The organism is Paenibacillus sp. J31P190, assembly GCF_059692075.1.
Genome location: NZ_JCAUAS010000003.1, coordinates 13,481 through 37,576, shown reverse-complemented (window position 1 = coordinate 37,576; position 24,096 = coordinate 13,481). Strand labels below are relative to the sequence as shown.

The following is a 24,096-nucleotide window of genomic DNA, read 5'->3' as shown; positions in this document are numbered from 1 at the left end:
TCCATTTGGTAGGCTCCCGCATTTGCATGAAGGATTCAAGTATTGTTAGTTAAGTTCTACGGAAAACACCGTAGGCAGCTGCGGTTGCAATCGCGCCTAGTCCAGATTCATCCTCATCTTCACTTTTGTAGTTAGGATCATGCACAATGGCTTCAGCTTCACCTTCTGTAAGATCCCTTTGATTACCTGTATATTTCGGTTCCAAGGCGTTAATTTCTTCCTCGTTAATAGGTCATTCCTCCTTTGCGAATAGGGTTAGGAGTGAAGGGAAGAATTATTCACGAATTGTAAAAGTGTCGTTGACGAGCTCTCATTTCCCATGTTATATTAAACTTTGTCGCAGCTATTATGACTTCGTTCATAGAGCAGCCGTATACGCGATCATGGCGGAATTGGCAGACGCGCACGGTTCAGGTCCGTGTGGGCTTACCCCCGTGGAGGTTCGAGTCCTCTTGATCGCATCAAGTAACAACCCTTTCAGTTAAGTCTGAAGGGGTTGTTTTGTTTTTGTGCAACCATGTTCGTCTTTTTCATCAATTTGGGATTTGTTATTGAGCTCTAATGTTTTAACCGCATAGATGTATAGCGGCTTTCATGAAAACTAGGTATAATACATAGTATAGATTGTACATCATTACAAAGGGGCTGATGTTTCATGGATAGAACGATTACAGTTACGCATTCTGGCAGTTTTGCTCATGTGCTTCAAACGTTTGCAATTTCCCTGTTGGTTTCCTTCCTCGGGACATTGATCGGTGCAATTGTCGTTCCGCCATCGATGGTCATGCTTTTCATCATTGCTGAGGTGGTCATGCTGGTGGCCGCAATCATCATTCGTGTTCGCGGCAAACATATCGGTTATGGCTTTCTTTATGCATTTACCGCGATTTCAGGGGTTACTTTGTACCCAGTTATTATGGCGTATGGCGGGTTGCTGGGGGCAAATGTAGTATCTGGCGCATTCTTCGCAACTGCAGCAATTTTCGGCGGACTTGCCTTTTATGCCCATCGTTCGCAGCGTGATTTCAGCTTTCTAGGCGGCTTCTTGTTTGCAGGGACGATCGGACTCGTGCTCATGAGTGTAGTCGGTATGTTCGTTAACTTTGGTTCTGCAATGAACCTAGTATGGTCGATGATCGGCATCTTGATTTTCAGCGGTTGGGTTCTCTACGATGTAGCTCAATACCGAAACGGTGTATCCGCGGAAGAGGTCCCACTCGCAGCATTAAATATTTATCTCGATTTCATTAATCTCTTCTTGTACATCTTGAAGTTCCTAGCTTCAATTGTTGGGTTAAACAGGGATTAAACAAATCATCAGAGACACCAAAAAGCACGTTCGTCTCTCACCGTACGGTGAGAGACGAACGTGCTTTTTTGCTTGAAGCTATCTTAGGAGATCGAGCTTGGGCTTGACCTGAACTTGAACGGAATGAAAATAGGAGATATCTCCGCGGAAGCTTCGATTAATTTCGAGCAGGGTATGCAGGATTTGGATGAGTTCAGCATGGTTTAATCGGACGGTTGCTGTCTCCTCCTGCTCGGTTCTGCTCAATTTGACTTCGAGTAGATGATTGGATTCGTCCATTTGAATCTCTAGCTGTTCCGTTAGCAGCATCTGTTTCCACATCCAAGTCAACACCTCTCTCTCTACTTACTCTAGTGTATGCTTGGATAACGTGAATAGACGTGTAAGACTGCGCTATGATCAATGGATTTTTAAGAAACAAGCACGATTTCCTTTCTCTGTTCATACAATTTAATGATCCTATAAGGGGAGAGAGGAGATGACCTATGGCGGCTTGCAGCACATGGACGTATAGAGGGATTTCGTCTTCGGTATTCAAAGCCTTACAACAAGTCGGCAGAAAGCAGGGCATTACGATTCCTAATACAACACAAGGCAAGTTCATGGTAACGGTGGTTGGCATGAATGTCGGATTTCAATATGCATGGGATACGAATGCTCATACCTTGTTATTGCAGTGTGATAATAAACCGATGCTGCTCGGATGCAGCACGATTAAATCTTTTGCAGACAAAATCATTGCGGAGAGTGGCGGCAAAATCGGTTAATCCCCTATATCCACCTGTCTTTTGCAAGTTTAAGCTCCTGTCTCTGTGGTTAAAATAGGGATAGAAGGCAGGTGGACATATGGCAAAAAGCGATGATCTGGTTAAGTACATAACACAGCAAGTCGTCACGTATATAGAAACACCAAGGGAAGTTCGACAGCAAGTCAAAGCCATAAGCAAGGAACAGCGGGAAAGCTGGCAAACACGCTGGTTCGGCATGCTGCCGCTGGCCACACGTATGTTAATTGATCTGGCGAAACCCAAAAAGGTAAAATGACAAAGCCTCTTCACCTATGATCGGGAGATTTAATTCATCCTGATAATTGGTGCGAGAGGTTTTTTTGTTTATATATCGAATATATCAGGACGAACGTTACTACCATAAATTGGGGGAAGATGTCATAATGAAACTTGAGAAAAATAATAAGCTTGTCATGATTGGTGATTCTGTTACGGATTGCGAACGATCAAGACCGATTGGCGAAGGATTATTCGGAGCTTTAGGTAAAGGCTATGTTTCTATCGTGGACGGGCTGATCAATGCTACGTATCCAGAGCTTCAAATTCGTACCGTTAATGTGGGTACCAGCGGTAATACGGTACTTGATCTCCAAGCTAGATGGCAAACGGATGTCATCGATTTGAAGCCGGACTGGTTATCTATCATGATCGGTATTAATGACGTTTGGAGGCATTTTGACGTACCGCATCAAAAGGAAAACCAAGTGGGCATTGAGACTTATGAAAAGACGTTAAGAGAGCTGGTCGAACAGACACGTCCTCTTGTCAAAGGGCTTGTACTGATGACACCCTTTTACATAGAGCCGAATCCGCAAGATGCCATGCGTTCCCAAATGGATCAATACGGGGCAGTCGTGAAACAGATAGCCGAAGAAACAGGCTCCCTTTTCGTGGATACACAAGCGGCTTTCGAACCTGTTCTACAGGCTTACTACCCTGCCTACATCGCTTGGGATCGTGTTCATCCGAATAACGTTGGTCATACCATTTTAGCTAAAGCTTTTCTTGAAGCTATTGATTTTACTTGGAAATAAAGCGGAAAGCCTTAGACCTCTGGAAATAGCGGTCTAAGGCTGTTCTCACGGAAAAATATGTCCTAACTTTAAAGCATTCTCCAGCAGCACGTAACGGGGTCCAACATGATCTAAAGTCAGGTAGGTATCCCCAGATACCCATTGTTGATAACCCAGAATGGCGAGCGGCAGCGTGACTTGACCATCATAGAGCTCGGTGACATAGGTTAACTTAGCCTGAGGGTTTAAAGCCTTTTGAAGTTCGCTCAGTTTGGTCACTGGAAGCGGTTTGCCCTGGACCCACGGGAGCCTATCATAAGGATCAAAGGCGGGATATAACGCTGTTTGAGCTTTGCTCGACAAATCGGTTGCATCTGGACGATCCTCAGTTATCCTCGGGATAGGGTCCTCTTTGAGCGGAAGCATCTCTCCGGATTTGGCATCCAAATAATAGGTTTGGTCTTGGAGAATTATTTTCCACACAGCGGTTAGCTGGTCCATATAAAGTCGGTCTAAAATAATCGTTTCATTTTGAACAAAATCAGAGTAAGAAGTAGTAGTTGGAATGAGTTCCTGCTGTACCAAAGAACGATACAGCGTGGTCAAGCTGAATAGCGGATTGTTCCCTGTTCCGTACTCGGTTAATCGGAAGGAGCCGTTGTCCGCGGCATGTACGATCATATAGCCAACATCCTGTCCATGATCGGTGAGGATAACCACCCAACCATGTGTGCCTGGTCCGAGCGGATAACTGTTCCAAACTGCCGTCTGCCAGCGTTCAAACCCCGATTCCCGAGCGAGAGTTGTTCGCCAAGTGTTGATCGTAGCGGTCAAAGTGGATTCACTCCGCAAATCAGGTAATGGCTTCGTTTCTGTGTTACTAGCTATCGTTTCCCTTGCCGCCTGCGTATAGCTTGTCCGTTCTACGGAGTCGCCTGCAGAGGTTTGGAGCGGTATGAATAATAAACTGCTCACACTTATGAAGCAGGCCGCCGTCCATGTTGTCCACAGCTTCATTCTCGTTCACCTACCTATCGTTAACCTCTAGTGGTATGAACCTATTAACCTATTGTAATTCTTATGTCTTAAAAAGATTGTTAGAACCTGTAGTGTTAATTTTGCGATGTTTTAGCGACTAACGTCAGTTTCTGGGTCCTCGTCCGGCATTTAAATGAAACAAACCGCAATTGATGACAGATACGACAATACGGGGTTTGTGCTGCCAGTCAATCTCTTGCAGACGGTTACGGCATTGGGTTTCGATTTCGTCTCTTTTGTCAGGCTCAGCGCTCAGCAGAAGACCATTGTAATAAGCTTCCACACGATTAATTTCGCTGCGGTGCTGCTCGTTAGCTTCATCAGCCCAAGAATGATCATACGCACTGACCTTACGTTCGAGCATCATTTCAAGGGCATTAATGGCTTTAGGCAGTGAAATCGTGTCAGGCAAAATGTGACTATTCGCAGGAAGCTTCGGAGAGAGGCTCTTGGTAAGCATATGTTTATGAAAATGTTCCCGAATTTCACCGCTATTCAGATGAATAGCCAGAGAGTGAATCTCGCTTCGTTTGCGGTCGCAAGCAAGTTCTACCTTGTAATTCACGCAGAACCAGGTGTCATAGACAAGCGCAGCGTGATAGGTAGCACTCATCGGGAATGGTTCCTCAAACAAATGAACGAATCGTCCTCGTTCACGGACAATGTTGAACATTTGTTCCAGACGCCTACTGCCGAAGGTTACTTCGTCCTGCGGAAGCCGCTGGGAGATGACTGTCGTAGGTACGAAGCCGAAATAGCGGCCAAGAATGCTGTCTGAGTTTGCGTCTGGTGGCTGGGGGACTTGGTTCTGACCTTGCCCCTGGCTCTGGCCCAGGCCCTGGCTGGGCGACCCCGCGTTAGGCGGGCTTTTGACAGCTGTTGCGGTGGTCTTCGCTTTAGTCTCCAGCTTCATCTGTTCAGGATCGAAGATGAACTTATAGGTCATCGTTTCGGCTGCAGCCCCTGTACGTTCTACGAAGCTCCAATAATAAGGGCGGCCTGTCATCTCCCTATCTGCTTCAGGAGAGAGCTTTGCAGTGACGTAAGCAGGTGATTTCTCTAGAATCGTGCAGTTATATGCTTCAAGAAAGCGCATGACGAACGTGTGAATGTTTCGTTTATTCATGGTCTTACCTCGATGGTATGCGTGCCGCCAACAGCATCAAGAATACCTTGGAAGGCTGCCCCATATACCGGATTTTGTTCAATCTCTGATTTGACCTCGATAAACGAATGACCCAGCTCATCGATCTTTCTGCGTATATCTTCGCTAGAGCCAGCCTCCATGACCATGCGGAACAAAGACGTTTCGAGGGAGCCTTTTTTCTCGATTTTCTCAAGGATCGTATCGAGTTGACCGATAACCAGCTCAAACATATTGATTTTCTCATGCAGCAAAGAAAGAATATGCTCCTCAATCGTGTTTCTGGTGGATAGGTTATAGATGTTGACATCATGCGTTTGCCCGAGTCGATGGACACGGCCAATTCGCTGTTCCACACGCATTGGGTTCCAAGGCAGATCGAAATTAATCATGTTATGGCAAAATTGGAGGTTAATCCCCTCGCCGCCAGCCTCCGTAGCGACAAGGACTTGTACCCGATTACGGAATAAATCCATCATCCAATCTTTTTTACCGCGATTCATACCGCCTCGATAAGGGACAGCTGTTATTTTATGCTCCTTCAAATAGTTGAGAAGATACTCTTGAGAAGCGCGGTATTCGGTGAAAATGATGACTTTATCATTAATATCTTGTACGAGCTTCATCGTGGTCTCTGCTTTGGTGTTCGCTTTAATACTGCGAATCAGCTCAACTAGCTCCCATATTTTGGCGCGTTGCGGTGAGTCCTCGGCTGTTTTCTTGAACAAATTGACGAGCGTGATGAACACGGCGTCCCGGGAACTGCAGACTTCGCGCTGCAGAGTGATAAGCGAGAGTACGCTGCTTAGATCACCAGCGCTCTCTTGGTACCTGGTTCGAACGAAATTCGTTACCCCATCGTAGAGTGCCTGTTCATCATTCGAGAGCGTGAGAGGAATGTTCCTAACAACCCTTTTGGTATAATGAACGCCGCCGTCGCCGCGACGATTGCGAATCATAACCTTGGAAAGCTCCTGTTGAAGCTGACCCTCGTTTTTCGGTGTCCTTTTGCCAACCACATAGTTGGTTTTGAAGTTGCTATGAATCCCTAATTGACCTGGTTTGAGCAGGGTGATGAGATTGAATAGCTCTTTTAGGTCGTTCTGCACCGGCGTGGCAGTGAGCAGAAGACAATATTTTTTTCGCAGCTCGTTCACGAAGGTGTAATTGGTCGTTTTTTTATTTTTGAGCTTGTGGGCTTCGTCGACGATTAACATGTCATATTCAAGACCCATGACAATTTCGCGATGCGGGTCACGCTTAGCAGTGTCCATGGAGGCAACTATGACGTCGCTTTGTTTCCACATATAGGCTTTTTTATGAGCAACAGCTGGAATGCCGAATTTGCTATTCAATTCCCGGACCCATTGCAGCACAAGGGAAGCGGGTACGAGGATAAGTGTTTTGCGGACCAAGCCGCGGATCATGTATTCTTTTAAAATCAAACCAGCCTCAATCGTTTTCCCAAGCCCAACTTCATCGGCCAAAATAGCCCGGCCACGCATCTCGTTTAGCACACGTTTCGCTGTATCAATCTGATGAGCCATAGGTTCAAGCTGCCCTAGATGAACGAGGCACTGCATCTCGTCAAACGTCGAAATAAGCCCCGATTCTTCCGATTCGTAGGCTAGCTGGTACAGCGTCCAGTCGTCCCATGGACCACCTCCGCGCACACGATTGTCCAGCTCAGTAAACCAGTCCCTCTCAAAGTGCATGTCAAGCTGATTATGAATGGGGCGAATGTTCTCTTGCTGTTCATGTTGACGCATCGATGTGCCCTCCTTAAAGTTTTGCGTAGCAAAACTATCTTCGTAAGCATGAGCTGAGCTTTCGTTAATAAGCAAACCTCGTAAGCGTGTACTGAGTTTTGCGTAGCAAAACTATCTTTGTAAGAATGAGTTGAGTTTTCGTTAGAAAACTAACTTCGTAAAAAAATGACTTTGCAAGCATGAGCTGAGCTTTCGTGAGAAAATTGAGAATGAAACAATACTGGGTCTCAGAGCCGGGAAATGGCTCCAAGCTCACCAGTTTGCATCGATTACGTGTTAGTATGTCCAGAAGAGGCGCTTTCATAACTTTTCCATGGAAGTTGTCGTGAACCTTATCGAAGTTAAAAGTCCACCAAGTGGCGCGGAACCTGAATTCATGTAAAAAGTGCATCAAATTCAGCCTGCAGCAGCGTATTTGAAAGATTTGCTGCAAAAAGTGCAGCTAATCTGGCAATTACGGCTCGTTTCACGCCAAAACTCGGAAATTTGCTGCACAAAATGCATGATAATGACTAATAAAGGAATATGGATGATAATTTGCTGCACATTTTGCAGCTTCTTGTTACTAGAAGTCTCTGACACTGTCGGCTATGGCTCATGAAGTAACCGCATAACCGATTAATTGTAGCTCCCGTGTGGAGAATTGATTACTTGGAGTAGCTAGCTCTTGTATTTGGGATTATGTTCTGGATTTCATTGGCAGGCAGAGTCTCACCACCGACTCTAACATCGTAAGCATGTACGATTTTATGATATGATATAGGTTGTCTTCGGATAGCAAAGTGGGAAGGGTGACAGAAAGAGATGACGACATGGCGTTTTATACATACAGGAGATCGATCTCCTGCTGAAAATATGGCATTTGATGAAGCAATACTGACCGCCCATAGTGAAGGGCTCGTTCCTCCTACGGTACGATTCTACGGATGGAATCCGGCAACGCTGTCGATTGGGTATTTCCAAAAGGCATCGGAAGTTGATCAGGAAGCGGTAGCAAATGAGGGAATTGGCTTCGTAAGGCGTCCAACCGGGGGGAGAGCCGTTCTACACGATAAGGAGCTGACATATAGCATTATCGTTGCCGAGGACTATCCGGGCATTCCGCGAAATGTGACCGAAGCTTATCGCGTGCTGAGCGAGGGGCTTTTGCAAGGATTTCGGGCGCTTGGGCTGGGCGCAGAAATGGTCCAGCTCGCGAGTGATGAGGAGAAGGAGAAGTACGCATCCGCCGGATCAGCGGCCTGCTTCGATTCCCCCTCATGGTATGAACTGGTTGTTGAGGGACGCAAAGTCGCCGGCAGCGCACAGGTTCGGCAAAAAAATGTCGTGCTGCAGCACGGCTCCATCCTTCTCGACATGGACACCGATCAGCTATTTCGCATGCTGCGTTTCTCCAATGAGAAGGTTGCGGATCGAATGAAGACGAGCTTTTTGAAGAAAGCTGTGGCGATTAATGAGCTGCTTCGGGCGCAAGGAAAAGAGGCTGTAACGCTCAGACAGGTGGAGGATGCGTTTCGTCGTGAGATCGCACGGGGTCTTGGTGTGGAGCTTGTGGAGGAATCGTTGACACCTTATGAGATTGAGCTTTCTGAGCATCTTGTGCGTGAGAAATATGGCACGGATGAGTGGAATTTGCGTCGTTAAGCGAAAGCGTGTGGAAAGAGCAAAAAAGCACGGACCTTTCTAGGAAAGGAGCGTGCTTTTTTTTAGCAAAGCTTACCCATTCTTTATTCTGCGTGGACGCGCAGGATGGTTTGCTGAGAAGTCAGTTTCGGCTTCTCAGACACAGTTGGCTCGGCGAGCTCTCAGTGAAAGCGCGGAAAACGCGCTTATTCTTACTGTGCAAAAGTACGTTCAAAATCACTCTGCAGGTTGCGAGTAATCGGACCTGGTACACCGGTTCCAATTGCTTTGCCATCAATCTGTAAGATAGGTGTAATTTCCACGGTAGTTCCCGTGATAAAAGCTTCATCAGCCAGCAGAAGCTGCTCCGTCGTAAAGGATTCTTCTTTCACTGTGATATTTTGTGAGTGAGCTATTCTCAAAACGACAGCCCGAGTGATTCCATGAAGGATCAAATTGTTAGCTGGGTGCGTGTAAAGTACGCCATCTTTGATCATCATCAAATTAGAGGCGCTGCATTCGGTGACAGTACCGCTGCGATGGAGCACGACTTCTTGCACCCCGTGATCAAGCGCTGCTTGTTTGGCCATGACATTTGGGAGAAGATTGAGCGTTTTGAGATCACATCTCAGCCAGCGGATATCCTCTAATGTGATTGCGTTAATGCCATTATGTATCGTGGCGATGGGTCTGCGCACCTCTGTGCAGTAGGCCAGCAGAATGGGCACAGCTTGAGCAGGGAACGGATGTGCCCGAGGAGCTTCGCCTCTCGTGATTTGCATATAAACAGTGCCTTCATTGAGACCATTCTTTTCAATAAGCTGCGTGAGAATTTGACCCATTTTTTCAATAGTAAAGGGTAGTTCTATCCGCACTTCACTTGCGGTTCTTTGGAGTCTCTGCATGTGAGCAGCTTGCTCGTAAATATTCCCGTTATATACCCGGAATACTTCATATATCCCATCTCCAAAGTAGTAGCCACGATCATCGGGTGAAATAAGAACGTCCTTCTTGTTGACGAAATCATTTTTAAAGAAATACATATCCAACATCTCCTCAAGCGTTATCTAAAGTAGTACTGAAATCATTTTCCATATTTTAATAAAGATATTTATCGAACAAATGTTCTAAAAAGAAGTAAAATGTGATATCCTATTTATAGGTTAACAGAGGAATTAACGATCGTCAAAACGAGTTGTATAGCCTATCTCATCTTGCTTGGTTGAATGATTAAATTTGGTTATTCTGACCGTGAAAAAGAGAGAATTAGTAAGTAAGGATTAGCTAATATGATTAAGGGTTGTCTTAATAACGAAATTTGGTTCTTTAGCTATTAGAAGATCAATATATAGTGAGGTATAATGAATTTCGCACACCACATATTGTAATTTTACATAAACTTCATAAAGTAAAATTAATTTTAGTTGTAGCTGAGTATGTAGCTTATTGGGAGGGAATTATGGATGGGGATTGTACAGTCTAATAAGAAGCTGGATGGATTAAGCGAGAAAATATTTTTGGATCGTTATGCACTCAAAAATGCGGATACGAGTTTGGCCAAGGTGGGCGATACCGTTCTCGTTTTAACGAAGGATGACCCTAAATTCCCAGCCAAAGAAGTTGGCGAAATTATCAGTCGTAATGGCAATACCGTCAAAGTAAGGACAAGAAGTGGTGAGACTGTTGAATCTGCAGTGGAAAAGCTCACTTTAAATATTGAGAAGACACCAGAAGAAATGTGGGACCGTTTGGCAGGTGCAATGGCATCGGTAGAAGCAACCCCTGAAAAACGCAAAGAATGGACAGATAAATTCAGATATATTCTTGATGATTGGAAGCTTGTACCAGGCGGACGTATTGCTGCTGGTGCTGATGCAAGTGATGAACTGACCCTATTTAACTGCTATGTGATCCCGTCTCCACACGATAGCCGAGGCGGAATTATGAGCACACTCTCGGAAATGACTGAAATTATGTCACGCGGCGGTGGAGTTGGTATCAATCTTTCTTCCCTTCGTCCACGCCGATCTGTTGTGAAAGGTGTTAATGGATCATCTAGTGGGGCTGTTTCTTGGGGGGGGTTGTTCAGCTATACAACAGGCTTAATTGAACAAGGCGGCAGCCGTCGCGGTGCTCTTATGCTCATGATTAACGACTGGCACCCTGATCTTGAGGATTTCATCACTGTTAAGTCAACGATGGGTCAAATCACGAATGCAAATTTATCCGTTTGTGTTAGCAATGCATTTATGAAAGCCGTTAAGGAAGATCTCGAGTGGGAGCTTGTTTTCCCGGATACGACGGACCCTGATTATAACGATAAATGGGATGGCAACTTAGATGCTTGGAAAAAGCTTGGTAAATCCGTCAAGCCTTACCGCACTGTAAGAGCACGTGATGTTTGGCATACAATCATTGAGTCTGCTTGGAAATCAGCTGAACCGGGTGTTGTATTCTTGGAATACTACAACCAAATGTCCAACAGTTGGTACTTCAATCCGATTATTTGTACGAATCCATGCGGGGAACAGGGGCTTCCGGCTTGGGGCGTTTGCAACTTATCTGCTATTAATCTATCTAAGTTTTATGATGTGGGGAAGCATGACGTGGATTGGGCAGATTTGGCCAAAGTGGTCCGTTATTCGACTCGCTTTCTTGATAATGTTATCGATAAGACACCGTATCATTTTGAAGAAAATCGTACGAATCAACAAGGCGAGCGCCGCGTAGGTTTAGGTACTATGGGCCTTGCTGAACTGATGATTAAATTGAAAATTCGGTACGGAAGTCCGGAATCCTTGGTGTTTTTGGACAAAATCTATGGCTTTATGGCTAGGGAAGCCTATCTGGCATCGGCTGAAATTGCTGGTGAAAAAGGGTCTTTCAAAGAATTTATTGAAGATAAGTTCCTTGAGAGCGGCTTTATGAAAAACATGACGAAAGTATTCCCTGAAGTTGGCGATGCGATTAAGCAGAATGGCATGCGCAATGTAACCGTAATTACCCAAGCACCTACTGGAAGTACGGGGACAATGGTGGGTACATCGACAGGCATTGAACCATACTTTGCCTTTGAATATTACCGCCAAAGCCGTCTTGGCTTTGATAAACAGTATGTGCCGATCGCACAGGAGTGGACAGATGCGAATCCGGGTCAAGAGCTGCCGGATTACTTCGTAACCTCCATGACATTGACTGCGGAAGACCATATCCGAGCGCAAGCTGCGATTCAAACATGGGTAGACAGCTCGATCTCCAAAACAGCGAATTGTCCTGCGGATTTCACCGTGGAAGAGACGAAACGCTTGTATGAATTGGCATTTGATCTAGGTTGTAAGGGTGTAACCATCTACCGTGATGGCAGCCGTGATGTGCAAGTATTGAGTACAAGCGCGGAGAAAAAAGAAGAGAAGAAAGCAGAAGCGGCTCCAGTGGCTGTTGCAGCGGAAGCTGTGAAAGAAGAAGAGAGCTTTACTAATCTATCAGGCAAACTAGCTGTAGATGTGGATGCGAAGACGGAGCAAGTCTTCGATAAACAATACAAACGCCGCCCGCAAATTCTACGCGGTGCAACATATAAAGTGAATACACCATTCGGGATGGCGTATATCACGATTAATGACATGAACGGTACGCCGAGTGAAATCTTCCTCAACGTAGGAAAAGCAGGCTCCGATGTGTTCGCAATGTCCGAAGCACTCGGTCGCGTGTGCTCCTTGTTCCTGCGTTATGGCGATCACGGCGATAAAGTGAAGCTGCTCGTGAAGCACTTGAAAGGCATTGGCGGCTCTGGCGCCATTGGCTTCGGCAACAACCGCGTCGAGTCCATCGCGGACGCGGTTGCGAAAGCGCTCGAGCAGCACGACGAAGTGATGAACGAGCAAGACGACGCGCGGAACTACGTTACCGCGACGAGTGAAGTGCTGGATGCGCCAGCACCGGCACCGGTAGTGGCAGCGGGGCACACGGGTCATGGCGGCAGCGCGGTTAGCGCTGCGCCGAAGGACCTGTGCCCGTCGTGTGGATCCGCTTCGCTGGTAAACAGCGAAGGGTGTAAGAATTGCGTCAACTGCGGGTACAGCAGGTGTTCTTAGGATTGAGCCAGGGCGGAAGCCCTGGTTTTCCTTTCTTCTGTTATTTTTCATAAATAACTGTAAATGTTTCAAATTTTACTGTAGTTTTTGTTTCAAAAAAACGTTTATGCATGCTTTTGCATAAAAATACAGTTGTATTAAAAAAGGGAACTAAGGATTAAAAAATATCCTTAGTTCCCTTTTTTTATGTCTAATTATCATATTACTTCTCTTGTAAACATAAAAGCTGATAGAGTTTGATTTTAGTAATTTAAGGAGGTAATCGAATTGCAAAGAATCTTAAAGAGACCAGATCCATACTCATATAAAAAGTCTCAGAGGTTATTTAGCAAGACTAGTAAGTGTTAATAATGTCACTACTATGGAATTATTTAAGGAGATGGGTTTGAAAACTGGGAAACATCAAATTAATTGTTTTTATGCTCAAGAAGTCGTCTTTTTCCTTAGATGAAATCGCAATAAAAATACTTTATGAATTAACATTTCATAATCAATTCGTTTTTTTTGTTGGGAGGGAGGTAATTATAAATTACATTGGGAGAATGGGAGTGGAGTTAATTGCGGCGGAACTAGGGTTTGCACATTATGTTTAAAAGAATCACCTCATTTTCGAAAGATCTGGGATATTAACTTAGTTACTGTATGTCCAAAGCATAACATTCTATTAAATGTTGCATGCACTAATTGCGAACGAGAAATTAAAATAGATAATAAAAGTTATCTGAGGTGTAAATGTGGATTAGAATACACAAATTTAACTAAGCAAGTAGTAGATAATTCTGAGTGTTATTTTGCTGAACAAATGGATGCATTACTTTGAGGGACGAGCACAAATCTGAACACTCATTTACAAACATTCAATTTAGTTGATTTAATTTATCTGATAATGCGAGTTTCACTTGTTATATCAACAATTCTATTTGAGCAGTATTTACAATTCAGCGTTAAAGAGATATTAAAACTGCATCAAATTATTCAAAAGGCGGTAAGGTTATTTATAGACTTGGCCAAACAATTTTTTTTCTTTCTTAGATGAATTAATGACAATTGAGAAGCAAAAAAAAAAATATTTATTATAAAAATTCATTTAGAGAATTAATAATTTCAAATTACGATTTTATCAGAACTGAGTTCGAAACCCATATAATTAATAATTGGAAAGAGGGCTTAATGCCTTATAATGCTCTTGCTAAAATATCTAGCAATAATACCAGCATTATTATGACTGCGAGTCATGTTGCAAAAATTCTTAGAATGACAAGAGCAGGTATTGTCTCTCTAATTAAAAATGGAGATCTTGAGGAGATTGTAAGTATCAATAATAATAACAAAACTGTATTAGTTCAAAGGGAATTTGTAGAGCGATATAAAAATAAAGGGGAAACTTATATGACCAAGGAGGGGATGATGAGATTTCTCCAACTAAATCAGAAGGTTGCAGAGAGATTAATTTCTAGTGGACTAATTAATGGAAACATAACTAGTTTAGGAAAAAAATTTGGTTACTATCTAAAAATGATATTAGGGATTTCTATCAAACATTTTATAAAAACTCTATTAGTATCCGAAAGAATACTGGAGCAATTATCTCATTCGGGGAAACTGTTCGTTTATTAGGTTTAAAACGTATTAGAGTAGAAGAATTATATTACTCCGTTTAAAAGAAGAAAATAACTCCTCTATTTATGGGGGGCTTTGTTTGATTCATATTTCTAAATTTCTTGTTCAGTAGATCACTTCAACCTTCGGCTATCGGGTCGGGTATTCTGCCGGTTTCCGGATTCGTATGCGAGCAGGCAGGATCTTTCTCGATGATCGCCTGGCTAAGTTAGCTTCAGATGCTTAGGGATTAGAGGAGTTTGCAGTATTAACTTTATCCGTCTTTGGGGGGATGAGGGACGGTCTAATTTTTTGCTTCTTACCCTGAATTTATTTTCAATAATATGGGGGTTTCGGCGTTTTCAGTGAAATGAGAAAATAGCCGCAAACGTAGAACTATGAGGAGACCAAGATGGGCGGATCGTTCAATCCGGTCCTTCTTCTTTAACGAACGCCGGGAAAATATCGTGAAACGATGATGCCAGCCAAAACTGGCTTAGACGTATAAAAGGGCAGCCTCTTAGTGGGCTGCCCATATTTGATTATAGACGTGTATACTGACGATTTTTAATGTCGTAGTGATTTCTTTACTTCTATCCTGCATTTCTTACAAAAATACACAGGAAATGAAATAAAGAGCCTATTCACTTTCGTCTTCGTGAGGCTACACTTGGAACCAGAAGCTAGGAAAACTTAACCATCAGTAAACTGTTGACAATTTGAGACGTTATCAGTGTCACCGTCGTCAAGCAAAGAGTAGCAGCTGACGAATCTGACCTATTGGGTGTCCAATCATCCTGCAGCCTCTTCAAAAATGAAAACGCATGCAAAAATGGGCATGTACAAAGAACTGGAGAAAGTAACCGGCTTGAAGGTCGAATTTCATGAGAAGTGTTGCTTTCGGCTGCGACCCGAATTTTTTTGTAAAGGGGGTGAGTTATTTCCGAACGGTAGCAGATCAGGTGTTTAGTTATTCCGATTTAAAAATAAGGAGATGAAAAAGTGTTGAAAACTAAGCAATCTTTCCGTTTTACCAAGTTCGCTGCATTATTCGCGACACTCCTCATGGCCGCACAGACGGTGGATTTAGGCATTCCTACAGCTCATGCTGCTTCGGCTACAGTTCAATCCGCAGACATGCAAGTTACGATTGACGACCAATTTCCAAGGGTCATTCAATACGAATGGCTGAGCAACGGAAAAATCATGTACGGTCAAGAGGACGCTCTTTCCACGGTAAACATCAATGGCGTTTCTTATACGCCAGCGGTACAGTTCTCGAAAATAGCTGCTAATAAGGCAAACTATACACTTACTTTCGCTAGCATTAATGTCGTGCTAACCGTCGAGATTGAGGTTGTCGATAACGTGCTCAGCTTCAAAGTGACGAACATTCAAGAAAACGGTTCCACGCTGGTCCGCACAGTTGAAATTCCGAACCAAAGTCTGATCTCCATCCGTGATACGCAAGCAGGCGCGCAGGAAACGGGTGTCGATGTGCGGTCATGGAACAGCACGAAGGAAGAATACAATCTGCTTGCGAACAAAGCACTGGATACAGCCCCGGTCGGGAAATCGTATGTGATCCTGAATACGAACGAGCTTGCGGCATCGGTCTACAGCAACGCATTCGAATTCGTGCCTGAAGACCAAAAAATCAGCCCGACATACAATGAGTACGAGAAACATTACGTTTACCAGACTGTTGCGAAAAACGGCTATAAGAAACTGGGCGTTTGGAGCCATCCTTGGACATACCGGGAAATTTACGGCAGCAAGCAAGACACCGTTGAGCTCCCCTACGTGAAGGTTGCTATTAACGCCGATGCGAATTCGGACGGAGTCGTGAACTGGCAGGATGGCGGTATCGGCTATCGGAAAATTATGACGCTTCCTTTCGGCTCCGACATCATCCCGAAAGTGTCGCCGCACATTTCCCACACCAGAATGCTGACGCAATGGCCATTCCTGCGTGTGCTTGATAATTTGAAGAAATTTTATCTGTATTCGGACGGCTTTGGACAGCTCTTTGAGGCTAAAGGTCAGATGGAAGGGAATAATCTTCAGCCGGATTATGGTAGGAATTTCGACTCAAAAGCTGGCGGACAGACGGATCTGAACATATTAGCGACGGAAGCCCTCAAGTTAAATGCGTATGTAGGCATCCATATCAATCATAAAGAACTAAATCGCGCAGCGGATTACTACAGCCCAGATAAGTCTCAAGGGACATTAGACTGGAAAGGTATTGCCCCTATAGAGAACATAAAGCGCTGGGATGATGCGATCGATAACGGGCCAACCGGATTGGCTGCCAGAATCGCTGAAATTCGCAAGAACGTTCCCGACTTGAAATGGACGTACCTCGATGTGTATTCCGGTAATGGTTACGCTCAGTGGAAGCTGGCGCACGAATTGAACAAAAACGGCTTTATGATCGGCACGGAATTCAGTGGGGCACTCGACCGCTACAGCATTTGGAATCACGTTGTACAGAACGAAAGCAAGGTGGAAAGGTTCATCAGAAACCATGTGACCGATGAATTTATGTACGATCCGATTTTGCTTGGCAGCCGTCATGCAGGCTCCATGTCATATGGAGACGATGGAGGCGAAGATCAGGGAGATAGTAACTTAACTGTCCAGGATCAGATGAAAATCTTCTTTACGAATAACTTGCTCTTTAAATACATGCAGAATCACGAAATTATGAAGATGAACATCGATCAGACGTTGAATCAAACGACAAGTGTTACCTTCCAAGGAGGTTTGACCGGTCAAGTCGTGACTCCGGGCACGGTAACGAATGACGGGACGAATGTTACCAACAATCCTAAAGTTGAATTGAGGAAGAATGGAGCATTGATCGCAACGTACCAAAAAGAGTTTAAAAAGAAAATCGTACCAACCACCGATGCAAATTATCACGGGAAGACTGTGACGCCTCAGCTGACTCAATATTTGCTTCCATGGGATCCACAAACAGAGACCAAATTGTACCACTGGAACTCTGTAGGCGGTAATACGACATGGGCACTTCCCGCTAGTTGGGCAGGCGTAACGACTGTCGATCTGTATAAGCTTACGGATATCGGTAAAGTATTGGTGACGAATTTGCCGGTGACCTCCGGTCAGATCACCATCAACGCAATCGCGAATACGCCTTATGTTGTCTATAAGGGCGGTCAAGCGGATGCGATCACCCCGGCTTCTCAATTCAATTTCGGTTACGGCGGTCTGGTCAAGGATCCCGGTTTCGACAGCCGCTTGCTGAATAATTGGAACGTCACTTCAACCGGTGGCAGCACAAGTCATGTGTCTATCCAGACGGATGTGGGCGGGGGAACGTACCTGCAGGTGAAAGGGAACAACGGCACCGATGCAACCATTGCCCAGACGCTAACCGGTTTAACGCCGGGCAAAACGTACCAGGCATCCGTATATGCGGAGGTCAAGAACGGTCGGACGCTGACGATCGGAGTGAAGGACTATGGCGGTGCGGAAATGACCAATACGCTCACCAAGTCGAACATTCCGAACAAAGAATACAATACGCCCCGAGGTTGGTCCGGAAATAGCTATATGCAGCGGATCTTGGTCAATTTTACCGTACCGGCCGGTTCTACAAGCGCAACCTTCTACATGAAAGTGAACGCGGTTGCCGGATCGACAACAGCGGAAGCGGATTTGGACGATATTCGTGTGGTCGAGCTTGTAAATAAGGCGCCGCAAGGCAGTCATTACTTCTTCGAAGATTTCGAAAGCAACCAGGAAAGTCTCACGCCGTTCGTCTATATGAGCGGGACTCATCAAATCGCGAGATTGCATGCAGGATACACTTACAATACACTGGGCGGAAACTATTCGTTTAAATTGACAGCTGGCAATAACGCCTCTGGTGAAATCGTTCGCACGATTCCAACGAATCTTAAATTGCTGCCGAATACGACCTACACGGTAAGCTTCCCGTACAAAGTGCAGTATGCGAACAGCTACAGCTTTGCGTTAACCAGCGGTTACGGATCGAGCGCCGTTGATCAGTGGAGCGATACACTCGACGTTGGTAAATACTTTTACAGCAAGACGTTTACGACGGGCAGTGCAGATGATTACAGCTTCCGCATTACCAAAAAATCCGGCGGATTGAGCTTGGATAGCAATCAGGAGCTCCTAATCGACGACTTTACCGTGGATGGAGGCACAGTGACGCCGGTCGAGACAGCGGATCAGACGTTCGACGACGGCCAGTTGGGCGGATGGATCGCCGGATATGGTGAGGGGCAGCTCCAGGTGTTGAACCAGCAGCTATCCGTGAATACGAGTCAGTACAGTACGATAGCGCTTGATCAGAATACGCCAGATATCGGCGACGGTGAAATGACGTTCACGATCACGCCGCAATCCGGCAATACAGCGGGTGCCGTCATCCGTTACACCGGGCCGGACAGCTATACCAAAATCTATTATGATACGGCTGCAGGCGGTTGGTTCTATATGGATCCGCAAGGGCACACGGGAACAATAAACGATCCCCCTCCGGGAGAAAACAACGGCATTCATCTGACCCAAGGCATTCCACATTTGGTGAAATTGACGTATACGGGCAGCCGTTATAAGCTCCAGGTTGATCAAGTATTGCTCTATGACGGCGATATTTCGGGGCTAAAAACAACAGCTGGACGCACCGGATTCTACGTCAAAAAAAGGACGAACGTTTCCATCGATAATGTGACGTTAAGAAACCTGGGCGGACCATCGGGCTCTACGCCGATAACGCCGACGCCGTCGGACGAGCTTCCTGAGCCGGTCGAGATTCCACATTCACAAATGACGGCAACGGCGACGAGTCAAGAAACTATTGGTGCCAATAATGCCGCAGCAAACGTATTAGACGGCATTCCAAATACGATGTGGCATATCCGTTGGCGCCATGTCGATCCGATGCCTCAGAGCATCACATTGAGTTTGGGCGGAACTTCCAAAGTCACGCAGCTGAGCTACTTGCCCAGACAAGATGGACAAACGAACGGAATCATTACGTCCTACAATATTTATACGAGTACGGATAATGTGAACTATATCAAGGTAGCAAGCGGAACGTGGAATGCGAATGCGACCTTGAAACAAGCGGTATTTGCTCCGGTTTCAGCAGCTTATATCAAGCTGGAGGCGATCGCGGGAGTGAACGACTACGCCTCAGCAGCAGAAATTAATGTCTATAAGGTTGACGATGTTCTGGTCCGTTCCATTGCAGTTAGCGGCGAGAACGGAAAAACTTTAATCAACCAGGTGAACGGAACGCTGCAAATGACCGCTGCTGTGCAGCCGAATAACGCCACCAACAAGGCGGTTACATGGGCTGTATATGGCGACAATGGGACGACTACCGATGAGGCGACTATTGATGCGAGCGGTCTTCTCACCGCTCATAAAAACGGAGTCGTAACTGTGGTCGCTCAAGCGACTGACAATTCCGGCGTTAAGGGCCAAAGTAAGGTAACGATCGATACGCAGCCGCCTGTTACGATCGATACGACGCCGCCTTTGACGACAGCTACCGCAGCGCCGGCAGCACCAGACGGCCCGAACGGCACATACGTGAATCCGGTCACGGTCACCTTGGTCAGTTACGACAGCTTATCGGGTGTGGCCAAAACCGAGATCAGCCTAGACAACGGGACTTCCTGGCAGCTGTATACGGCGCCCGTTACGTTCGACACAAACGGCTCCTATAGCCTGCTCTACAAGTCTACAGACAAAGCGGGAAATGTCGAGCTTCCTCAGCTGTTCGGCTTTACGCTCGCGACGAACGCAGTCAAGGTGCAGCTCAAGGACAGCAACGGCAATCCGCTTAGCGGCGGCAACGTGATATATTATGACGGCGGCTGGAAAGATTTCGGCATCACCGACGCTTCCGGATCGGTAAGCAAATCGCTGCCGAAAAAGTCCTATACATTCGCGTTGACGTATGAAGGGACACGCAACGAGAAGGTGCAAAATACGGGTACCAACGCCGTTGTCGGCTTCCAGACGGTGAACGTCAAGGTGCAGCTGAAGGACAGCCAAGGGAATCCGCTTGATGGCGGTGCGGGCACTTATTATGCCGGCAGCTGGCGGACGATCGGCAGCACGAGCGGTGGAGTGGTCAGCAAGGAACTGCTGCCCGGGTCCTACACATTTGCAATGAAATACGAAGGCACGTACAAGGAGAAGGTGCAAGATACGTCAACGAACGCCGTCGTCGGCTTCCAGACGGTGAACGTCAAGCTTCAGTTGAAGGACAGTCAAGGTAATCCACTTGACGGCGGTGCGGCCTCCTATTATGCGGGCAGTTGGCGGACGATCGGAAGCACAAGCAGCGGCGAGATTAGCAAGGAACTGCTGTCCAGGTCCTACACATTTGCGATGACATATGAAGGCACATACAAGGAGAAGGTGCAGGATACGTCGACGAACGCTGTCATCGGCTTCCAGACGGTGAACGTCAAGGTGCAGCTGAAGGACAGTCAAGGGAATCCGCTTAATGGCGGTGTTGCCTCCTATTATGCTGGCAGTTGGCGGACGATCGGAAGCACGAGTGGCGGTGAGGTCAGCAAGGAGCTGCTGCCCGGCTCTTATACCTTCGGGATCTCCTACGGGGGGACACACAAGGAAAGCGTGATCGATACATCTACCAATCCGACGGTTGTATTTCAGCAGTAAATAAGTCTATAGGTGAACCATCTTTGAGGGCTATCCTCCGAGTCCGAACGGAATCGGTCGGGGATAGCCCTTCCACATGGCAAAAACTTTCGTAACCAAATTTATTATTGACGAGACTCTCACGACGCAATACTAATCGCGTATGTGCATAAATTTTTTATTATTCGTTATAGAATTTGGAGGATGTAGCCCAAGCGCAGGCGCGGGAGCATTCTCTTTTTTTGAATTTATGGAGATTAGATAATTATTAAAAAAGTATAGTTCATTCGAAAATTGAGCCTTGCATGTGACAGGTGTTGTCGGTTAGAGTAAATACCTGAGAATGCTTACACCTAAGAGAGAGAGGAGTTCCTACTTGAATCTGCTGGCTTTGTTTACCAAACAAAAGAAATCCATGTTTCGGAACATGATTACTGTCTCCCTTATATATCGATCTTCTGAAATCTGCTATTCGACTATAAACAGGATTTAATTGCCGATCATATAGACTTCTTCAATTGGTGGGTTACAAATATTTAATAAAAAAATAAATCTGAGAAATGGGTGTGTCCTGTTTTGAAATTGCCTATGATTTTACGTCTTATCAACAATCGCAAAAGCGCACTTTCGACGATGATCGCGTCCAATTTGTTCATACTAATGATACCGCTTGCAATGGGGCTGTTTTTATACGCCAAAGTGGAACAAAGTCTGGAGAAGAGTACAAATCGTTCCAATGCGGCGATGCTCGAGCAGTTGAAGATGTCGCTGGACAATAAATTGTCTGAAGTTGATAATTTAATGCTTCAGGTTGCGCTCGACCCAAAGCTGGATTATATGCTCAAAATCCCTGCTAATGCTGATGAGGTTGATAGATACGGGTTCGTTGAATTCATGCGGGATAAGATGAGCAAGTATGGGAGTATGACGAGCAGTTTTATCTTTGATTATTACGTTTATTTCGCAAGCAGCGATACGATTGTTAAGGCCGATTTGTTGACCGATTCGCGGACATTTTATTCCACCTATTACGCCATGAAAAACATGTCGTATGATCATTGGCGAATGCTATTGAAACAAGAGCATAAGATGTCCTACTTACCCGTTGCTTCACTTTCCACTAGTGTCGATTCGTATTCAAACATTGAAAATATGCCAAAAGAAGTTATTACCTATATGCAATCGTTGCCCGTCCTTTCGCAATCTGACAATTTAGGCAGTTTTATCGTGTTGATTGACGTCGACCAGGTTAAACAAATGTTCGCCAGTCTTGAATCAGCAAGCCATAGCGTCATTTACATCATTGATGATACAGGGAAAACGATCATGGGTACCAGTGAAACGCCGTTTCCGTCCGATTTACTAAGGCGCATGGAAGAAAGCACGGTTCCGTTCGAATATCGATTTGCTGGAGCTGATCAAATGGTGTCGTTTACGTCTTCGCAAAAAGCGGGCTGGAAATATGTTTCCATAACGCCAAACGACGTTTTTATGCAGCAGGTCAATCAAATTAAAAAATGGTCTATCGGGCTGTTCGTCCTCTGTTTGATTGCCGGGCTGTTAGCTGTAATTGTCGGGGCCTACCGGAATTATAAGCCTCTTCAAAAAACAGTGAATGCGATTATGCGCGGAAAAGACATGATCAAGCGTCCATCCTCTAACGAATATGAGTTTATCCGGCAAACGATCGAAGGCTCAATCCACGAAGAGAAAAACTTGCGAAGCACTTTGGCGCAGCAAATCCCTTTCATCCGGGCCAACTACTTATCTCGTCTTTTACAGGGCTATATGGACGTTGACGTTTCTGCGGAAAGCGAAGATACGCTCAGGTATATGGAGCTATCGTTTGTAAGCGACCGTTTTGCCATCCTCCTTGTCAAGATCGAGGACATTCATGGCTTTACCAAAGAAGAATCCGAACAGGAATGGGCGTGTGTAAGGTTTATTGTGTCGAATATCGGCATTGATCTGATTGAGCTTAATCATAAGGGATTCTCAGTCGAGCTTGACCGTGATCGGCTCGTATTTCTTGTCAACCTGGAGGCGGGTCGAGATGAATTCGCCGAATCTGATATTCGGGAAATGGCCCAGTCTCTCTACAGCGTCATCTCGCAAAGGTTCAAAATCGACATGACAGTGGCGACCGGTGGGATTCACCAGGGTCCCAAAGCGATTCGCAATTCTTACCCGGAAGCGCTGGCGGCTCTTGAATATCGACTCATTGTGGGGAAAAATGCCATTATCCATTTCCAAGATATTATCGATGCCAAGCAGCACTACTATTATCCGCTTGAAATCGAGATACAGCTCACCAATTTCGTTCGGAGCGGAGACACCGACAATGTTGAGAAACTGCTCGATAAGATTTATTCGATGAATTTCGATTCAAGCCACATGACGCCGGAGCTGGGAAAATGCCTGTTCTTTAACGTAACGAGCACGTTTTTGAAAATCCTTAACTCCACGAATACGAACCAAGAAGAAGTGCTTGGAGCGGACTTCGATCCGATCAAAGCGGTTTTCAGCTATCCGACGGCGCAAGGCATGCACCAGAAAACGAAGGAGCTGTATGAAACGCTCACCCGCTCGTTCAATGTGGAACGATCCGATCACAATACGCAACTGCTTCAGGAGATTATTAGCCTGATTGACCATAGTCTCGATGATCCGAACCTCGGTCTGGCGCATATCGCGGGTCGCTTCGGGATGACTCCGCAATATATTTCTACTTTCTTCAAAAAAAATCAGGGGCAAAATCTGTTAGATTATGTGACGCATAAGCGGATCGAAATCGCCAAACAACTGCTGGGAAGCAAGGATCTGACCATTGCACAAATCGCGCAAAAGCTCGGGTATAATAATTATGTCGTATTCATCCGCGCCTTTAAAAAGCTGGAGGGCATTACGCCGGGCAAATACCGTGAAAGAATGATACCAGCCAAAACCGGTTCAGACATATAGAAGGGCAGCCTCTTCGCGGGCTGCCCATATTTCATTATACACGTGTATAATGACGATTTTTAATGTCTAGTGATTTC

General features: G+C 45.5%; 16 protein-coding genes and 1 tRNA gene. 11 read left to right on the top strand and 6 right to left on the bottom strand.

Annotation, left to right across the window (positions count from 1 at the left end):
- Positions 1-49: 49 nt before the first annotated feature.
- Positions 50-205: a hypothetical protein gene (locus tag AC58U0_RS07200; protein WP_497378299.1), complete on the bottom strand. Its 156-nt coding sequence runs from the start codon at positions 203-205 to the stop codon at positions 50-52.
- 172 nt (positions 206-377) lie between these two features.
- Here AC58U0_RS07200 and AC58U0_RS07195 point away from each other — a divergent pair.
- Both AC58U0_RS07195 and AC58U0_RS07190 read left to right on the top strand, forming a co-directional pair.
- Positions 378-461, top strand: a tRNA-Leu gene (locus AC58U0_RS07195).
- A 194-nt stretch (positions 462-655) separates the two neighbouring features.
- Positions 656-1,309 carry a Bax inhibitor-1/YccA family protein gene (locus tag AC58U0_RS07190; RefSeq protein ID WP_497378298.1) on the top strand — a complete coding sequence of 218 codons (654 nt, stop codon included), beginning with the start codon at positions 656-658 and terminating at the stop codon, positions 1,307-1,309.
- Between the two features lie 78 nt (positions 1,310-1,387).
- Here the strand turns inward: AC58U0_RS07190 and AC58U0_RS07185 are convergent, their stop codons facing one another.
- Positions 1,388-1,630: a hypothetical protein gene (locus AC58U0_RS07185; RefSeq protein ID WP_057306876.1), complete on the bottom strand. Its 243-nt coding sequence runs from the start codon at positions 1,628-1,630 to the stop codon at positions 1,388-1,390.
- A 164-nt stretch (positions 1,631-1,794) separates the two neighbouring features.
- On the opposite strand from AC58U0_RS07185, the gene AC58U0_RS07180 reads away from it, so the two are divergent.
- The 3 genes from AC58U0_RS07180 to AC58U0_RS07170 all read left to right on the top strand — a co-directional run bounded on the left by AC58U0_RS07180 (position 1,795) and on the right by AC58U0_RS07170 (position 3,131).
- Entirely contained in the window at positions 1,795-2,076 is a 282-nt protein-coding gene (locus AC58U0_RS07180; protein ID WP_057306875.1) for a hypothetical protein, read from the top strand.
- Positions 2,077-2,155: 79 nt separating this feature from the next.
- Positions 2,156-2,353, top strand: a complete 198-nt coding sequence (locus AC58U0_RS07175; RefSeq protein WP_497378297.1) for a YqzE family protein — start codon at positions 2,156-2,158, stop codon at positions 2,351-2,353.
- Between the two features lie 127 nt (positions 2,354-2,480).
- Positions 2,481-3,131, top strand: a complete 651-nt coding sequence (locus AC58U0_RS07170; protein ID WP_497378296.1) for an SGNH/GDSL hydrolase family protein — start codon at positions 2,481-2,483, stop codon at positions 3,129-3,131.
- Between the two features lie 45 nt (positions 3,132-3,176).
- Here AC58U0_RS07170 and AC58U0_RS07165 read toward each other — a convergent pair whose 3' ends face one another.
- The 3 genes from AC58U0_RS07165 to AC58U0_RS07155 form a co-directional block, all read right to left on the bottom strand.
- Complete coding sequence (locus AC58U0_RS07165; protein ID WP_497378295.1) at positions 3,177-4,127, bottom strand: hypothetical protein; 951 nt, start codon at positions 4,125-4,127, stop codon at positions 3,177-3,179.
- Between the two features lie 124 nt (positions 4,128-4,251).
- Entirely contained in the window at positions 4,252-5,274 is a 1,023-nt protein-coding gene (locus AC58U0_RS07160; RefSeq protein WP_497378293.1) for a YqhG family protein, read from the bottom strand.
- Entirely contained in the window at positions 5,271-7,061 is a 1,791-nt protein-coding gene (locus tag AC58U0_RS07155) for a DEAD/DEAH box helicase (protein WP_497378292.1), read from the bottom strand. The genes AC58U0_RS07160 and AC58U0_RS07155 overlap by 4 nt, the downstream gene beginning before the upstream one ends.
- Positions 7,062-7,865: 804 nt before the next feature.
- On the opposite strand from AC58U0_RS07155, the gene AC58U0_RS07150 reads away from it, so the two are divergent.
- Positions 7,866-8,705 carry a lipoate--protein ligase family protein gene (locus AC58U0_RS07150; protein WP_497378291.1) on the top strand — a complete coding sequence of 280 codons (840 nt, stop codon included), beginning with the start codon at positions 7,866-7,868 and terminating at the stop codon, positions 8,703-8,705.
- 191 nt (positions 8,706-8,896) lie between these two features.
- Here the strand turns inward: AC58U0_RS07150 and dat are convergent, their stop codons facing one another.
- Positions 8,897-9,727 carry a D-amino-acid transaminase gene (gene dat, locus AC58U0_RS07145; RefSeq protein ID WP_497378290.1) on the bottom strand — a complete coding sequence of 277 codons (831 nt, stop codon included), beginning with the start codon at positions 9,725-9,727 and terminating at the stop codon, positions 8,897-8,899.
- A gap of 420 nt (positions 9,728-10,147) precedes the next feature.
- Here dat and AC58U0_RS07140 point away from each other — a divergent pair, with 420 nt between their 5' ends.
- The 5 genes from AC58U0_RS07140 to AC58U0_RS07120 all read left to right on the top strand — a co-directional run bounded on the left by AC58U0_RS07140 (position 10,148) and on the right by AC58U0_RS07120 (position 24,019).
- Positions 10,148-12,778 carry an adenosylcobalamin-dependent ribonucleoside-diphosphate reductase gene (locus AC58U0_RS07140; RefSeq protein ID WP_497378289.1) on the top strand — a complete coding sequence of 877 codons (2,631 nt, stop codon included), beginning with the start codon at positions 10,148-10,150 and terminating at the stop codon, positions 12,776-12,778.
- 493 nt (positions 12,779-13,271) lie between these two features.
- The gene (locus tag AC58U0_RS07135; protein ID WP_497378835.1) at positions 13,272-13,598 is read left to right on the top strand and encodes a TniQ family protein; all 327 of its coding nucleotides are present in this window, start codon (positions 13,272-13,274) and stop codon (positions 13,596-13,598) included.
- A gap of 227 nt (positions 13,599-13,825) precedes the next feature.
- On the top strand, positions 13,826-14,395 hold the full coding sequence (locus tag AC58U0_RS07130) for a hypothetical protein (RefSeq protein ID WP_497378287.1): 570 nt from the start codon (positions 13,826-13,828) through the stop codon (positions 14,393-14,395).
- Between the two features lie 984 nt (positions 14,396-15,379).
- Positions 15,380-21,079 (top strand): endo-alpha-N-acetylgalactosaminidase family protein, encoded by a 5,700-nt coding sequence (locus AC58U0_RS07125; protein ID WP_497378286.1) that lies wholly within the window; start codon positions 15,380-15,382, stop codon positions 21,077-21,079.
- A 555-nt stretch (positions 21,080-21,634) separates the two neighbouring features.
- On the top strand, positions 21,635-24,019 hold the full coding sequence (locus AC58U0_RS07120; RefSeq protein WP_497378285.1) for a helix-turn-helix domain-containing protein: 2,385 nt from the start codon (positions 21,635-21,637) through the stop codon (positions 24,017-24,019).
- The last annotated feature ends 77 nt before the right edge of the window (positions 24,020-24,096 follow it).

What these genes read in the sequence shown, in the direction of transcription:
- AC58U0_RS07175 (WP_497378297.1), top strand. Translation starts at nt 2,156, where the DNA reads ATGGCAAAAAGCGATGATCTGGTTAAGTACATAACACAGCAAGTCGTC.
- AC58U0_RS07140 (WP_497378289.1), top strand. Translation starts at nt 10,148, where the DNA reads ATGGGGATTGTACAGTCTAATAAGAAGCTGGATGGATTAAGCGAGAAA.
- dat (WP_497378290.1), bottom strand. Translation starts at nt 9,727, where the DNA reads ATGTATTTCTTTAAAAATGATTTCGTCAACAAGAAGGACGTTCTTATT.
- AC58U0_RS07190 (WP_497378298.1), top strand. Translation starts at nt 656, where the DNA reads ATGGATAGAACGATTACAGTTACGCATTCTGGCAGTTTTGCTCATGTG.
- AC58U0_RS07180 (WP_057306875.1), top strand. Translation starts at nt 1,795, where the DNA reads ATGGCGGCTTGCAGCACATGGACGTATAGAGGGATTTCGTCTTCGGTA.
- AC58U0_RS07170 (WP_497378296.1), top strand. Translation starts at nt 2,481, where the DNA reads ATGAAACTTGAGAAAAATAATAAGCTTGTCATGATTGGTGATTCTGTT.
- AC58U0_RS07150 (WP_497378291.1), top strand. Translation starts at nt 7,866, where the DNA reads ATGACGACATGGCGTTTTATACATACAGGAGATCGATCTCCTGCTGAA.
- AC58U0_RS07155 (WP_497378292.1), bottom strand. Translation starts at nt 7,061, where the DNA reads ATGCGTCAACATGAACAGCAAGAGAACATTCGCCCCATTCATAATCAG.
- AC58U0_RS07160 (WP_497378293.1), bottom strand. Translation starts at nt 5,274, where the DNA reads ATGAATAAACGAAACATTCACACGTTCGTCATGCGCTTTCTTGAAGCA.
- AC58U0_RS07165 (WP_497378295.1), bottom strand. Translation starts at nt 4,127, where the DNA reads ATGAAGCTGTGGACAACATGGACGGCGGCCTGCTTCATAAGTGTGAGC.
- AC58U0_RS07185 (WP_057306876.1), bottom strand. Translation starts at nt 1,630, where the DNA reads ATGTGGAAACAGATGCTGCTAACGGAACAGCTAGAGATTCAAATGGAC.